Origin of the sequence: Salinimonas sediminis (assembly GCF_003429285.1) — a bacterium.
GTDB classification, from domain to species: Bacteria; Pseudomonadota; Gammaproteobacteria; order Enterobacterales; family Alteromonadaceae; genus Alteromonas; species Alteromonas indica.
The window spans coordinates 980,576-994,697 of record NZ_CP031769.1 but is presented as its reverse complement, the minus strand read 5'-3'; the positions used below and the strand labels follow the sequence as shown (position 1 = coordinate 994,697).

At 49.5% G+C, this 14,122-nt stretch carries 12 protein-coding genes and 1 tRNA gene; 8 read left to right on the top strand and 5 right to left on the bottom strand.

Features of this window, described 5'->3' with window-relative positions:
• The first annotated feature begins 7 nt into the window (after window positions 1-7).
• Window positions 8-436 carry a flagellar export chaperone FlgN gene (gene flgN, locus D0Y50_RS04490; protein ID WP_108567898.1) on the top strand — a complete coding sequence of 143 codons (429 nt, stop codon included), beginning with the start codon at window positions 8-10 and terminating at the stop codon, window positions 434-436.
• Between the two features lie 28 nt (window positions 437-464).
• Here flgN and D0Y50_RS04485 read toward each other — a convergent pair whose 3' ends face one another.
• Complete coding sequence (locus D0Y50_RS04485; protein ID WP_108567899.1) at window positions 465-935, bottom strand: LPP20 family lipoprotein; 471 nt, start codon at window positions 933-935, stop codon at window positions 465-467.
• A gap of 280 nt (window positions 936-1,215) precedes the next feature.
• Here D0Y50_RS04485 and D0Y50_RS04480 point away from each other — a divergent pair, with 280 nt between their 5' ends.
• The 3 genes from D0Y50_RS04480 to smrA all read left to right on the top strand — a co-directional run bounded on the left by D0Y50_RS04480 (window position 1,216) and on the right by smrA (window position 3,367).
• Window positions 1,216-2,424, top strand: coding sequence for a flagellar assembly protein T N-terminal domain-containing protein (locus tag D0Y50_RS04480; protein WP_117315705.1), 1,209 nt, complete (start codon window positions 1,216-1,218; stop codon window positions 2,422-2,424).
• 42 nt (window positions 2,425-2,466) lie between these two features.
• A tRNA-Arg gene (locus D0Y50_RS04475) sits at window positions 2,467-2,542 on the top strand.
• A 240-nt stretch (window positions 2,543-2,782) separates the two neighbouring features.
• On the top strand, window positions 2,783-3,367 hold the full coding sequence (gene smrA, locus D0Y50_RS04470; protein ID WP_108567901.1) for a DNA endonuclease SmrA: 585 nt from the start codon (window positions 2,783-2,785) through the stop codon (window positions 3,365-3,367).
• A 66-nt stretch (window positions 3,368-3,433) separates the two neighbouring features.
• On the opposite strand, the gene D0Y50_RS19465 is transcribed toward smrA, so the two are convergent.
• Complete coding sequence (locus D0Y50_RS19465) at window positions 3,434-3,571, bottom strand: hypothetical protein (protein WP_170145448.1); 138 nt, start codon at window positions 3,569-3,571, stop codon at window positions 3,434-3,436.
• 170 nt (window positions 3,572-3,741) lie between these two features.
• Complete coding sequence (purL, locus tag D0Y50_RS04465) at window positions 3,742-7,638, bottom strand: phosphoribosylformylglycinamidine synthase (RefSeq protein WP_117315703.1); 3,897 nt, start codon at window positions 7,636-7,638, stop codon at window positions 3,742-3,744.
• Window positions 7,639-7,785: 147 nt separating this feature from the next.
• Between purL and mltF the strand changes: the two genes are divergently transcribed.
• Both mltF and D0Y50_RS19855 read left to right on the top strand, forming a co-directional pair.
• Window positions 7,786-9,231 (top strand): membrane-bound lytic murein transglycosylase MltF, encoded by a 1,446-nt coding sequence (mltF, locus tag D0Y50_RS04460; protein WP_117315701.1) that lies wholly within the window; start codon window positions 7,786-7,788, stop codon window positions 9,229-9,231.
• A 211-nt stretch (window positions 9,232-9,442) separates the two neighbouring features.
• Entirely contained in the window at window positions 9,443-9,577 is a 135-nt protein-coding gene (locus D0Y50_RS19855; protein WP_269748307.1) for a hypothetical protein, read from the top strand.
• Here the strand turns inward: D0Y50_RS19855 and tadA are convergent.
• A complete protein-coding gene (gene tadA, locus D0Y50_RS04455) occupies window positions 9,562-10,095 on the bottom strand; it encodes a tRNA adenosine(34) deaminase TadA (RefSeq protein WP_108567904.1) in 534 nt (177 codons plus the stop codon). The two genes, D0Y50_RS19855 and tadA, sit on opposite strands and share 16 nt — an antisense overlap.
• Window positions 10,096-10,319: 224 nt before the next feature.
• On the opposite strand from tadA, the gene D0Y50_RS04450 reads away from it, so the two are divergent.
• The gene (locus tag D0Y50_RS04450) at window positions 10,320-10,556 is read left to right on the top strand and encodes a hypothetical protein (RefSeq protein ID WP_108567905.1); all 237 of its coding nucleotides are present in this window, start codon (window positions 10,320-10,322) and stop codon (window positions 10,554-10,556) included.
• A 305-nt stretch (window positions 10,557-10,861) separates the two neighbouring features.
• Here the strand turns inward: D0Y50_RS04450 and D0Y50_RS04445 are convergent, their stop codons facing one another.
• Window positions 10,862-12,832 (bottom strand): monovalent cation:proton antiporter family protein, encoded by a 1,971-nt coding sequence (locus D0Y50_RS04445; RefSeq protein WP_117315699.1) that lies wholly within the window; start codon window positions 12,830-12,832, stop codon window positions 10,862-10,864.
• A gap of 149 nt (window positions 12,833-12,981) precedes the next feature.
• On the opposite strand from D0Y50_RS04445, the gene D0Y50_RS04440 reads away from it, so the two are divergent.
• Window positions 12,982-13,887 carry a GGDEF domain-containing protein gene (locus D0Y50_RS04440; RefSeq protein ID WP_170145447.1) on the top strand — a complete coding sequence of 302 codons (906 nt, stop codon included), beginning with the start codon at window positions 12,982-12,984 and terminating at the stop codon, window positions 13,885-13,887.
• Window positions 13,888-14,122 lie beyond the last annotated feature (235 nt).

Below are 14,122 nucleotides of genomic sequence, written 5' to 3'. Positions count from 1 at the left end.
TTAATATATGCAGTCTCTTCAATCAGTGTTGGAAAAGCAGATTACCCATTTGGAAACGCTGGCCAGCCTGCTTGATAAAGAACTGCACCTGATAAGTTCACGCAATGCCGAAGCATTAATGAAATTATTGCGTGATAAGGAACAGACCCTTGAACTTATCCAGGAAACGGATAGCCACCTCCAGAAAAACTACCAGATTCAAATGGTCGGCGATGCAGCCCCTGCTGCTGCCGCACCATTAATTGAACAAGCTCGAAAACTGCTGGAACAATGCCAGTATCAAACCCAGATAAACCAGCGTGCCGTGGAACAAGGCCAGTTAAGACTGACCCATTTACGCAATCTTATGCTGGAAGTCAGAGCCAAAGAATCGCTAACCTACGATAAAAGTGGTAAACCTAATTCCGGCCGTTCCGGCACGGGTGTTCAAGCATAAACTGTTTCGCCATCAATAGGCTCCACCATCAATAGTAGGTTACGTCGCGAACCCGTTTAGGTTTAGCCGTAGTCAGGTAGATATCGTATACTCGCTGCATATCCAGCTCCAGCTCAGTGACGTACGTATCTTCTCCTACAGGATAAGCCTTGACGACTTTGGCCCCGCGAATCACCCCTTCTACCGAACTTTTTAACTGGCTGTTCGCCACCACCATATTGGCAACGGACTGTTCACCACTGATACGCTGGCCGTAAACCTGCTCGGTTAACTCACGGTAAGCATCCAGTTTAGACGCTCTCATCGCCATCAAGGTGCGCTCTGTTTCGGTTGCACCAGCCTGTGCGTTTACCGGGGCATACCCTACTGCTTTAAGCACCGGGTAACTGGCAGGTTCTACGGTTTCCCACTCTACATGTTTGTCAAACAAAGAGGTACAGCCAGAACCAAGGCCGGCGGTTAATAATACCGCCAGGGTAAGCTTGTGTTTGATATTCATTATTATCTACCACGTAAATTTTTGTTCCAAACAGGGTTAGCGCATGCCGCCCGATTTGTTTCATCGCTATCCGGACGACGCGTTTTTGACGCATTGCTAGCCATTGCCGTGCAATGTTCGCTGTTTGCTGTTTCACCGCTGCTATCTGGTAAGTTACCCAGCAAGTAACATGCCCATTTATTCATATGTCCAGTGTATTGTTATGGGATGCGCTAAATAGGAACAAAACGTGCAAGGTAGCCAGCGAGAGGCAATAATCTGACACCTATTGGGCATACCTATGAGCTTTTTCAACACATTCACACGTTATACGTTTAATGCAGAACCGCTTCGGCTATCGTGTACCCGGTGGGCTATTGCCATGGCTGCGCTATTGATTATACCAATGGGGCAAACATATGCCGCTTGGTTTGAAGCCCAAGGCCAGGCGTTGGTAGCCGGGGTTGAACGAAGCGAGGCCAGACGCCTGGCAACGGAAGAAGCGCTTAAACAAGCGTTGATGTTTGCAGGCGCTTCCGTCCATAGCGTGCAAACCTTGGTAAATGGATTATTGCAACCGCAAGAGTTTAGCATTCAGGCTAACGGTGAAGTAAACCAGCTCGAATTAGTTGATGAAATATGGCATGAAGACTATGTCACTGTGCGCATCAGGGCCGACATATTTGCCCAGGCCGAGCAGTGTGCGGCGGCCGGGTTTCAAAAAACCCTGGTTACCACCTATTTTCCTATCCAGTATCCTCAACAGGCACTGGACGGGCAACTACAAAAATTAACCCACGTTTTGCCCCGCCACTTACAGCAGCACTTTGCACGTCACTCATCCACCGTGGGTATTCAAGCCATTGCGCCTTATAGTACCAACTGGTACCAACAAACGGTGATTGAACAAGCCCCCGCGCTAGCCCGCCAGCACAATACTCAGTATGTCTTAGGGGCCACCATTATCGATTTAGGCGTAGAGCGAACACCAGCATCTGCATTAGCCTTCTGGTCGGATGGTAGCGCTTCGCGGCAATTTTCTGTGGCCATATCGTTACTGGATGGAATGCACGGTGGCGCGTTATTGGATAAAGTTTACCAGATAACGGCCCCATGGGAATTTGACCGGGTTGCGCAGTTAGATGTGGCCGGTGACCGTTTCTGGCGCTCTGCCTATGGTACAGCTATCGACAACCAACTGGCCGCCATTGTGGCTGATGTGGATGCCACGCTGGCCTGTCAGCCCGCCACAGGCAGAGTATTGCAGGTAGCCGGTAATCAGTTACAGGTATCATTAGGCCGGGCCCAGGGCCTTCAGGTAGGCGATGAATTATTTTTATACCAGACCAGCCAGGTCAATGACCCTTTCGGCCAATCCTACGTGCAATACAATCTTTATCCGGTTAAAGTGAAGGTGACGGCCGCTTATGCTAATTCTGCGACGGTAACGGCGGCTAATGATGGTTTGTTGATAAATATTCAGCCAAATGATTACGTTGCGAAGCGGTAAGGGCTTCACCTTACGCGCGAACTCGTTATAATGCGCTGGTCAGTCCCCATAGTTTAACTGGATAAAACAAGAACCTCCTAAGTTTTAGATCTGCGTTCGAGTCGCGGTGGGGACGCCACTTATCATCAACCATTGCTGCTATCGCAGCTTCTATCACTATGTCATAGTCGTTTAATTATTTTTAATGTATACCCGCTAAGCACAGCCGCTACAATAAACAAGGTTAGCGCCAAAGTAGTATACATAGCGAATGTCCGTTAACGCGGAGCCACGTATAGTTAAAAACAATGCACCCACAGTCGGTTCTACCTTTACTATGTATTGTGGTGTTGTATTCCCAGCGTTCGAGAGGTCCATTATGCAGTACCAGGATAATGATGACATGCACGTGTTTCTGGATGAAATTGGCGATGTCACTCCCTTACAGGCTGACGACAAAATCCATTGTTACTCTCCTGCCCAGCGCCTTGCCGCTAAACAACAGCGCGCGGCGAACAGACCTGCGTTTAACCAAATAACTAATCCGTTGAGTTTGGAGGGCGTCAAACCGGTGGCGCCGGATGATTTTTTAAGTTATCAGCAGCCAGGTATTCAGGATGGCGTATTTAAAAGCTTGCGAATGGGTAAATACGCTATTGAAACACGGTTATCGCTTAAAGGATTGACTGTTGAACAGTCACGCGATGCGTTGTATCAGTGTATTGTGAAAAGTCATAGCAAAGGGGTAAGAACCATTTTAGTTCAGCATGGTACCGGGGAACAAAGCAAACCCTTTCCGGCGCTTAAAAAAAGCTATCTAAAACATTGGCTAGGAGAGCTTGAAGAGGTTATTGCCTACCATACAGCACAGCCCGCGCACGGTGGTCGTGGCGCTACTTATGTCCTTTTGAAAAAACATCCTGAACAAAAGCTGATTAATCGGGAAAGAAATCGCAGAAGATAATTTCAGTGCGTGCAGACTACCTGGAGCGTCAAATAAGCCTCCAGCTGCACGCAAAAGAAATTAATATTATTTGGTGGATTGGTTGATAGCCTGGTCTGTTATGGCTTCGGCACTTGCCGAAGAACTAAACACCGCTGTAATGATCATGAATATTACAGCTAACGCTACCCCCGTTAATCCGAATCCTCGTGATGAACGATTCATAGTCGTCTCTTGTTATCCTGCGAGTTATCGCGCGCACTGGCGATAATCGGTTACCCCGACGTCCTTTTTTTCCTTGTGCCATCCTGGCGCTAACAACTTTAAAGCAGTGCTTAGCAGATAACAAGGCGCCATTCAATAAAATGACGCCTTTTTTGCAAAAAATGATGCTATTAGTCGACAAATACCCGCGCGTTTCTGAATATTCTCATCCATGCGCCATCTTCCTGCCAATCACTCGGATGCCATGAATTGGCCACCGTGCGAAACACCCGTTCGGGATGGGGCATCATAATTGTGCTACGCCCATCTACCGACGTTAATCCGGTAATACCTAGTGGTGATCCGTTAGGATTTGCCGGGTAATGGCTGGCTACCTGTCCGTAATTGTTGATATAGCGCAAGGCAACCTGCTGTTGCTGTTGCACCTGATTTAAGTCATCTGCAGCGGCGAACTCCGCCTGACCTTCACCGTGCGATACTGCAATCGGCATAACCGAGCCGACCATGCCCTGCAACAGGACAGAGGGAGATTCCGTCACTTCCACCATGGCGACCCTGGCTTCAAATCGTTCCGATAAATTTTTCACAAAGTGCGGCCAGTGTTGCGTGCCGGGGATAAGTGATTTCAAATTAGACAGCATCTGACAGCCATTACATACTCCCAGACTAAACGTATCGTTGCGAGTGAAAAAGGCTTCAAACTGATCTCGTGCCTGGCTGTTGAACAAAATAGATTTAGCCCAACCTTCGCCGGCGCCCAGCACATCCCCATACGAGAAACCACCACATGCGGCCAGGCCTTTAAATTGATCTAATTGAACCCGACCACTGAGGATATCGCTCATATGTACATCTATCGCATCAAAGCCTGCACGGGTGAAAGCTGCAGCCATCTCGTGATGAGAATTAACCCCCTGCTCGCGCAGGATTGCAACCTGAGGGCGCACCCCGGTAGCAATTAACGGCGCGGCTATATCCTGGGTAACATCGTAACTAAGCTTTGCGTGCAAACCGGGATCGTTTACATCTTGTTTAGCCATATGCTCTTGTTCCGCGCACATAGGGTTGTCACGCAGTTTTTGCATATGATAGGTAGTCTGCGCCCACGTCATGCGCAGGTTCACCCGGCTATCGGCGAACACGGTTTGCTTATTCCGCGTGAACTCCACCAGATCGTGTTCATTCAGCGTACCAATATCATGGCACAGGGCGGCAATACCGTGGGTTTCAAAAATAGTCTTAAGCGCCGCCACATCCGTTCCGGCGACTTGCACTACCGCACCCAGTTCTTCATTGAACAGCACCGCCAGATCATCCTCGCCCAAGGTATCCAGGCTGACAGATACCCCGGTTTTACCGGCAAACGCCATCTCGGTGACAGTGCTTAGCAAACCACCATCTGAACGGTCGTGGTAGGCCATCAGCAAACCCGCTTCAGTGGCTTGCTGGATAGCGTTAAAGAACCCCAGCAACTGTTCGGCGTTATCCACATCGGCCGGATGCTCACCAAGCTGCGCATAAACCTGGGCTAAACAACTTCCGCCCAACCGGTTCTTGCCTGCACCCAAATCAATTAGCATCAGGCGACTATCAGCCGAGGTCGTATTAAGCTGCGGAGTAAGGGTTTTGCGAATATCTTTAACCGCACCAAACGCCGAAATGACCAAAGACATGGGTGATGTAACGGCTTTATCATTACCCTGGGCGTCCTGCCAGGCTGTTTTCATCGACATTGAATCTTTACCCACCGGGATGGTCAGGCCCAATGCCGGGCATAGCTCTTCACCCACAGCTTTAACCGCTTCGTATAAGCCAGCATCTTCACCCGGGTGTCCGGCTGCGCTCATCCAGTTTGCAGATAGCTTAATTCGCTTGATATCACCGATGTTTGCCGCCGCAATATTAGTTAGCGCTTCACCTACCGCCATCCGGGCAGACGCACCATGCGATAACAAAGCCACCGGTGTACGTTCGCCAATGGCCATTGCTTCGCCATGGTATGTATCAAACGCTGTAGCAGTAACTGCCACATCGGCCACCGGTACCTGCCAGGGCCCGACCATTTGATCGCGGTTAACCAAGCCGGTGACTGACCGGTCGCCTATAGTGATAAGGAATGTCTTTTCCGCTACCGCCGGCAATGAAAGGATGCGCTGCGCGGCTTCATCCACTTTAATTGCAGACGTATCCAACGCGGTGCCGGTAACCATCAATGACTGTACATCACGGTGCATTTTAGGCGGCTTGCCTAACAATACATCCAGTGGCATATCGATCGGCTGATTAGCAAATTGCTCGTCGTGTAGATGTAAATGCTGTTCTGCGGTAGCTTCGCCCACTACCGCGTACGGCGCACGTTCGCGGCGACAAATCGCATCGAACGTCGCCAGGTCGGCAGGGGCGACGGAAAGTACGTAGCGCTCCTGCGATTCATTACACCAAATCTCTAACGGTGTCATACCAGGTTCGTCGGTCAGTACTTGCCGTAACTCAAAACGGCCCCCCCGGCCGGCATCATTAACCAGCTCTGGTAGTGCATTGGACAAGCCACCCGCACCAACATCGTGGATAAACTGAATCGGATTCGCTTCACCCATTTGCCAGCACGCGTCAATGACCTCCTGACAACGGCGCTCCATTTCCGGATTGTCCCGCTGTACTGAAGCAAAATCCAAGTCTTCATTAGACTGACCTGACGCCATCGAGGATGCTGCGCCGCCTCCCAAACCAATATTCATGGCCGGGCCACCCAGCACGATAAGCTTCGCCCCAACCGTTATCTCGCCCTTTTCAACATGATCCTGGCGGATATTGCCAAGCCCCCCCGCCAGCATGACGGGTTTATGATAACCGCGCACCTCCATGCCATTGAAACTATTAACCTGTTGCTCGTAGGTTCTGAAATAGCCCAACAGCGCCGGTCGGCCAAATTCATTGTTAAAGGCCGCGCCACCCAGCGGGCCTTCCAGCATTATGTCCAGCGCACTGACAATGCGTTGCGGCTTACCATAAGGTTGCTCCCAGGGCTGCGGGGCCGCAGGAAGATTCAGGTTAGAAACACTGAAACCCACCAGCCCGGCCTTTGGTTTGGAACCACGCCCGGTAGCGCCTTCATCTCGTATTTCGCCGCCTGACCCAGTCGCCGCACCGGCAAATGGTGAAATAGCAGTTGGGTGGTTATGCGTTTCCACCTTCATGAGGATGGCGATATCTTCATGATGATATTCGTAGCAATGACTGTCAGGATTCGGAAAGAAGCGCCCTGCCGGCCAGCCTTCCATTACCGCCGCATTATCTTTGTAAGCCGAAAACACATGATCAGGCAGCAGCTCAAAGGTATTTTTGATCATTTTGAACAGTGATTTGGGCTGTTCGACACCATCAATAGTCCAGCTGGCATTGAATATTTTATGCCGGCAGTGCTCAGAATTCGCTTGGGCAAACATATACAGTTCTACATCATTGGGATTTCGCCCCAAACGATTAAAGCTAGTATAAAGATAGTCAATTTCATCATCAGCCAGCGCTAGCCCCAGGCTTATGTTTGCCTGTTCCAGAGCCCCTTTGCCCTGGCCCAGAATATCCACCGAAACAAAGCTACTGCCCTGGGTATGAGTAAATAAAGCTGAGGCCTCATCCAGGGCGGCAAACACACATTCGGTCATCCGATCATGTAGTAGGCTAGCCACCAAGGTAGCTTGTTCTGTGCTCAGTGGGCTGTCGGTTTGCACGTAATAAGCACAACCGCGCTCAATTCGATGGAGGGAAGTGAGGCCGCAATTGTGAGCGATATCGGTAGCTTTGGTGGACCAGGGGGAAATGGTGCCGGGACGGGGAGTAACAAAAAACAGTGTGCCAGAGGGTGATTCGTGCGTTTGCCTGGGGCCGTAGGTAAGCAGCTTGTCCAGTACAGCTGAATCCTGGTCGCTGAGTTTTGCGTCGGTCTGCACCAGATGAATATGTTCTGCATATATTCGGTTTATTCTGATGCCTGATTGACCAAGCCGTTCAATAAGTTTAGTTTGTCTAAATTCAGACAGTGCGGGAGCGCCTCGAAGGACCAACATATCGCTTTACCTGATGGTTATCTGATAACAACGTCGAAGATTGTTGCTATCTTTTGATTGACGGGTTTCGGCGCGGATTATAGAGCAAATCAGCTTACTTGATAACCTCGGATGAATGATTAAGCAGGATTTTTTACCTTTAGCAGCATGACTGGTACACAATACTTCACTCCATTTGGCTCGAAACCCCACCCTAAAACGGGCGTATTGCGGTTGGCTCCAGGCTGGCTGCTATGGCTGTGGGCAGGGATATTATTGCTATCCGGCTGTCAGCCCGCGCCTCCGCCGAATAAATTACACGAGATCCAACAAGCCGGCGTGCTTAAAGTCGGCACCATTTACGGCAGAACCACATTTTACCATGGCAGTAGCGGGCCTGAGGGCTTCGAGTACGAGTTGGCCGAGGGCTTTGCCAAGCGGTTAAAGGTAAAACTTCAGCTATTACCGTTCTATTCCTATCACGCATTAATGCAAGACCTGCAACAGGGCAGGATTGATGTGGTGGCCGCGGGCGATGCTATCTCTGCGCACAACAAACAAATGTACAAGGTGGGGCCTGTTTATCAACAGGTCTCCCATAAACTGGTGTTTCAGCAAGGTCAGCCGAGGCCGCGCCGGCCCAGTGACCTGGACGCCCCTTTGTTAGTGGTTAAAGGGAGCAGTACCGAACAGATGCTCGATGCCCTGGTACAAGATGAGCCTGCCCTGCAATGGCAAAGTACTGACAATAAAGATATCTGGGAATTACTTACCGATGTGGCGCAAGGCGCGCTGGCCTACACCGTGGTCGACACCAATACCCTGTCGGTACAACGACGCCAATACCCTCAACTCAGTATAGGCTTTGGCCTGGATGAGCCAAAAGGTATTGCATGGCTGTTGAACCGCCAGCAAGATGATTCATTACGCAGTGCCGTCATTAGCTATTTCGGCGAGATTCATCAGTCGGGGGTGTTTAAAGCGCTGGAAGACAAGTATTTCGGCCACGTCAGACAATTTAATTATGTGGATACCCGAGCGTTTATTCAGGCCGCGTCGACCCAGCTAACCCCGTTTATCCCCCTGTTCAAACAATATGCGCTGGACGTTGATTGGCGTTTAATTGCGGCTATGAGTTATCAGGAAAGTCACTGGCAGCCCGATGCGGTGTCCTATACGGGGGTACAAGGCATGATGATGTTAACTTTGGATACCGCCAGCGATTTGAATATAGCCTCGCGGCTTGATGCGCAAAGTAGCATTGAAGGCGGGGCACGTTATTTCACCAGCTTACTGAAACGCGTTCCGGCCCGAATCAGCTCTCCGGATCGGACCTGGATGGCCCTGGCTGCCTACAATATAGGCTTTGGTCACCTGGAAGATGCCCGCGTGCTGACAGAACAGCAAGGAGGCAACCCCGATCTTTGGGTTGATGTTAAACGAAGACTTCCTTTACTCGAGCAAAAACAGTTTTATAAAACAACCACCTATGGCTTTGCGCGGGGCACGGAAGCAAAAGCCTATGTAGAAAATATCCGGCGTTATTACGACACGTTGATTTACCTGGATAACAATACCGAAATATTAACCCCAAACACGCCCTCAGGGACTTGAATTACTGTCATATAGGCTTAATATCCTACCTGTAACCTTAGTGGAAATGTCGTTACACGACACTGGTGGCGTTACTTATAATGGCTGCCCTGTTCAGGGGCCCTGTCTTCCTTTTTAAGCCTGAATTTACCCTTTAAATAATCGTTTAATTAACGTCGCTCCTCTTTTTACCCGTAAAAATGTAAGAGTGTGAATGAAAAGAAACCGTGGAATGAAAACCAGAAAAGTATTAAGAAATAACAATCATCGCCGATTGATGTTTAAGCGCACTCATCAAAGAATGCTGCACCGCCGCCGTCAGTTTGTCACCAGCGACTTACTGGCCACCGTTCAATCTGCACCGTGAGCTTTACGGGCTTTTTTGGCCGCTTTTATCTGCGCCCGGCGCTGGGCAAAAAAGGCCGATACCACTTGTGAGCATTGGCTGTGCAGTATGCCAGCGGTAATTGCTGGCTGATGGTTAAGCTGCGCATGGTTTAGCAACTGCATCGCCGAACCGGCGGCCCCGGTTTTTAAGTCGGTCGCTCCATACACCACACGATCCAGGCGGGCATGAACAATAGCCCCAGCGCACATTGGGCAAGGCTCCAGGGTGACATACAAGGTAGCCCCGACCAGTCGATAATTTTGCTGATGCCGTGCAGCCATTCGAATAGCTTGCATTTCTGCGTGGGCGCTGGGGTCATGGTCGCGTATTGGCGTATTCCAGCCTTCCCCGATAATCTGGTTGTTAGCCACCACCACTGCGCCAACCGGTACTTCCCCCAATGATTGTGCGGTTGCTGCTCGGGCCAAAGCAGCTTCCATCCAATACTCATCACTGAACTGGGCCGCTACCGATAGTGGCGAATTTGACGATTTCATTAGCACTTTACCTATCTAACATTTCACTACAGCCATTGATAACAACATAACGCTCTGTTTTTTATAAAAATTTGTATATGTGCATATTTTTTGCTGTCATAACGTTTGCTGATGCGTTGCAGGTATGCAAACACTCCGCCCATAGATAATTGAACAAAAAGTAAGCTTTTTACGAGCAAACATTTTACACTAAACCAGTAACACTTGTTAAAGGAACGGATATTATGAACTTAACTGCCATTGCGATTGTAGCTATAGTCGCCGCGTCTATCGTTGAAATTATAAAAGCTATAGGACGAATTTCGCAAAAAAAAGCGGCTAGCAACAATAACCTTGATGAACACCGTCAGCAGATTGAGCAACTTAAAGAGCGGGTTGAAGTGTTGGAAAAAATTGTTACTGACCAGAATTATGATTTAAAAAAGCAGTTTCGTGATTTAGAAAACGACAAGGTCGCCTAGCAAAAATTAGCCGGTAAGATATCGCCGCTTCCCGCCTCCTAAAGGGGGTTATGGGTGGGTCTGGAAGGACCCGTGATAACCGTTTTCTTTTGCAACTTGTCCGGGCTCGGGACTGGCTGTACCGTGCGGCTAAAGCTAACCTAGGCGCAGGGCATAGTTGGGCATAGATGGGCTAGCGATATTATGCCAAAAAGTCACCACGCCCCATTAGCGGAACCAATAGCGAACTAACGCCGCGTGAAGTTTGGTTAACTCTACCTCGCCTTACTAAACAGCACCATCAGGTATCTCCTTTTAAAACACCATCAACTGCCTTCCAGCAAGTAACGCTCAGCGCGCTCTACACGGCGTGGTTTGCCGGCTACAATTAAAATATCCCCCGCAGTTAGCACCGCATCATGAGCCGGATTCGCAATATCCCGATTATTCCGCCGTAAGCCTTTTACCGCTATGCGCATTTTGGTGAGTTTCAAATCGCCAATTGTTTTGCCCAGGCACGCAGCATGTGGCCCCAGCATAACCGCATGGACAAACTCCAGTTTATCTTGTGTGCCATAGGTTATTTCGGTGGTTTCCCCTGGGTAAAAGCCATGTAGATGATCGTAGCGGCCCTTTCGCTCCTGTCTTACCCGTTTAAGTATTCTCGACATGGGCACCCCGGCATAGTGCAGAACCTGGGAAATCAGCATCAGGTTGCCTTCTTGTAATTCCGGTACCACTTGAGAAGCCCCGGCCTGATAAAGACTATCCAGTTCATAGTCTCTTTTTGTACGTACCATGACATCAAGGGTGGAGCTGATCTGGCGGGTAGCGCTGATTATTTTTACCACCTCGCCAGGATTATCAAAACTGATAAGTACCAGGCGGGCCTTATTGATACCGGCTGATACCAGGATATCCTTGCTACGGCAGTCACCAAATATAATAGGTTCACCCGCGCTGCGGCTTTCGTGAACGCGCACCGGATCGGCGTCAATTACGACAAAAGGAATACCTTCCATTCTTAATAGTTTAGCCACTGACTGCCCTACCCGACCAAACCCGGCAATTACCACATGGCCGCTCGTTGTTTCAAAGGTGGGGTTATCATCAGGCACCGGGGTGGATGCGCTGCGTCGGCCCATATAGTTAGCAAACTGCTGACTTTTACCAATAAGGTAGGGGGTAATTGCCATGCTAATGATCCCCATACTGATCAACACAGAGGACTGCTGCGCAGTCAACACACCATGGGTGGTAGCCAGGGCGGCAATAACAAAACTAAATTCGCCAATCTGGCAAAGCTTTAAGCCAGCTGACCAGGCATGCTGTGGCGGGCATCCGGCTAACCCAGCAGAAATTCGCATTATCAACACTTTCATAACCATAATAGCGGCCACGCCGCCAATAATCAGGCCCAGTTCGTTAAGCAGTACTGCTATATCCAACTGCATCCCTACCGTCACAAAGAACAGCCCCATCAGAATATCTCTGAAGGGTCGAATATCTGCTTCTAGCTGGTATTTGTACTGGCTCTCTCCCAACATCATCCCGGCCAGAAAAGCGCCCAGCGCCATGGATAGTCCAAACACATAAGTCAGACCGCCTGCTAACAGCGCAATTAAAATTGTGGTTAATACAAATAATTCGTCGGTGCGGGTGCGCGCAACTTCGCGAAATACCCAAGGCAGGACCCATTTACCTATGGATAACAAAAACGCCACCACCACAATCCCTTTAAGTAACGCCAGCCCTAATACTTGGCCCAGGCCCATCTCACTGTCATAAGATAATAGCGGGATCGCAATTAGAAATGGCACGACCGCCAGGTCCTGGAATAACAACACACTAATAGCCACCTGGCTGCGCTGGTGGTTCACAATTCCCAGTTCATTAATTTGCTTAATGACAATTGCAGTAGAGCTTAGTGCCAACATTCCACCGATGATTACCGCTGTACTCACCGCTATCCCACTTAACCAGGCAAGCGTACTAAACAGGCCGGTCGTCAGGCACATTTGGGCCGCACCTGCGCCAAAGACCAGGTTACGCATAGCAATGAGTTTAGGCAGAGAAAATTCTAAACCCAGGGAAAAAAGCAGAAATACAATACCGATTTCAGCCAGTAAATGCATATCTTGGGGAGTATCAAACAGGCCGGTTAGCTCCGGACCCGCTAGCAAGCCGGCCACCAGGTAGGCCAAAATGGCAGGTAGGTTAAAACGCCTGAAAAAGGCCACACAGACGACCGCCAAAGCCATCAGGATTATGATTTGAACAAAACCGTGTTCCAGCATAATCACTCCTAATAAACGCTGATATTTTTAACCGGGCATACTTCTTGCTGATGTTTTGTACAAATTGGGCTGAACGGCAATATATTGACAGCCTTATATGTTTATTTTGCATCCGCTCTTTGGGTGCGCCGCTTTTAAAGGTCCTGGTTATGGATTTGCTAAATACACATTATGACACCACCCCAGATAGTCCCCCTTATATGATGGTGTCTAGTGGGAGTGAACTTACCACCAGCCAGTTTCAGGCATTTGTCAGTAAACTGCTATCTACCCTGGATATCACAGGTTTAGGGGCTATCTATCAGCACCAGTTAGCGTGTTATTTCCCGCTATCTGCGTTTGCGCTGACCGCTGTGCAGCCTGCGCTGGTGTTCGGCGCCGCGCACGGTCAACAGACTGCCGCAGAATGTATCCGTTTGCCGCTATATCGCGCATCCATCACTATGAGTGAACAGTATGCTAACTACTACTTTACACGATCTGTGACGCGAGGCGAGCGAAAACTACTAGAACAGCTGCATGCCATATTTACCCAACAGCTGTCGCAAGCTATTGCTTTTAATCAACTTAAATTAATGGCGACAAAAGATACGCTGACCGGCCTGGGCAATCGAAACGGTTTTAACGAGGCCTGCGCACGGTTATTGAGCCGGGCAATTCGCTATGACGAGCTTTTTGCTTTACTGATTATCGACTTAGATAACTTTAAAAAGGTGAACGATACGCTGGGGCACAAAGAAGGCGATAAGGTGCTTGAGTGTGTGGCCCAGGAAATACGTACTACGCTACGGGGCGAAGATGCCGCTTTCAGGTTTGGTGGAGATGAGTTTTGTTGCCTGCTTGACTGTGTAGACCAGCGGTGCATTGACCAGGTAGCCGCTCGGCTGCAGCGGCATATTTCAGGTAACCCGTATCTGCTTGGGCTGAATATATCCTGTAGCATCGGGGGCGCAGTGTATGGTAAGGGAGATGACACTAACAGTTTGTTTGACCGTGCTGATAAAGCCTTATACCAGGTAAAAACCAGCGGGAAAAATGCCTTCAAAGCGGCGTAATCAGGTAGTTATGCGGCAGTAATTTGCCGCAGGTAATCCGCCATTGGCCCTATTTTCCTTAGCTGACCGTCCTGTCATGCTGGCCGCGCTTTGCTACTTTTAATAGTTAATACTTTGCTGCAGTGCTGCATCTATCTAACATTAACTAGGAACCAGCCAGTAATTCCCTAGCGGTTTGCCACAATCGACCGGATTCCCGTCTCATGACCGACCCCATCAGCATGACACAATTCTC

Excerpts from the sequence above, each read along its gene's own strand:
- flgN (WP_108567898.1), top strand. The coding sequence starts at position 8 with ATGCAGTCTCTTCAATCAGTGTTGGAAAAGCAGATTACCCATTTGGAA.
- D0Y50_RS04485 (WP_108567899.1), bottom strand. The coding sequence starts at position 935 with ATGAATATCAAACACAAGCTTACCCTGGCGGTATTATTAACCGCCGGC.
- D0Y50_RS04480 (WP_117315705.1), top strand. The coding sequence starts at position 1,216 with ATGAGCTTTTTCAACACATTCACACGTTATACGTTTAATGCAGAACCG.
- smrA (WP_108567901.1), top strand. The coding sequence starts at position 2,783 with ATGCAGTACCAGGATAATGATGACATGCACGTGTTTCTGGATGAAATT.
- D0Y50_RS19465 (WP_170145448.1), bottom strand. The coding sequence starts at position 3,571 with ATGAATCGTTCATCACGAGGATTCGGATTAACGGGGGTAGCGTTAGCT.
- purL (WP_117315703.1), bottom strand. The coding sequence starts at position 7,638 with ATGTTGGTCCTTCGAGGCGCTCCCGCACTGTCTGAATTTAGACAAACT.
- mltF (WP_117315701.1), top strand. The coding sequence starts at position 7,786 with ATGACTGGTACACAATACTTCACTCCATTTGGCTCGAAACCCCACCCT.
- D0Y50_RS19855 (WP_269748307.1), top strand. The coding sequence starts at position 9,443 with ATGAAAACCAGAAAAGTATTAAGAAATAACAATCATCGCCGATTGATG.
- tadA (WP_108567904.1), bottom strand. The coding sequence starts at position 10,095 with ATGAAATCGTCAAATTCGCCACTATCGGTAGCGGCCCAGTTCAGTGAT.
- D0Y50_RS04450 (WP_108567905.1), top strand. The coding sequence starts at position 10,320 with ATGAACTTAACTGCCATTGCGATTGTAGCTATAGTCGCCGCGTCTATC.
- D0Y50_RS04445 (WP_117315699.1), bottom strand. The coding sequence starts at position 12,832 with ATGCTGGAACACGGTTTTGTTCAAATCATAATCCTGATGGCTTTGGCG.
- D0Y50_RS04440 (WP_170145447.1), top strand. The coding sequence starts at position 12,982 with ATGGATTTGCTAAATACACATTATGACACCACCCCAGATAGTCCCCCT.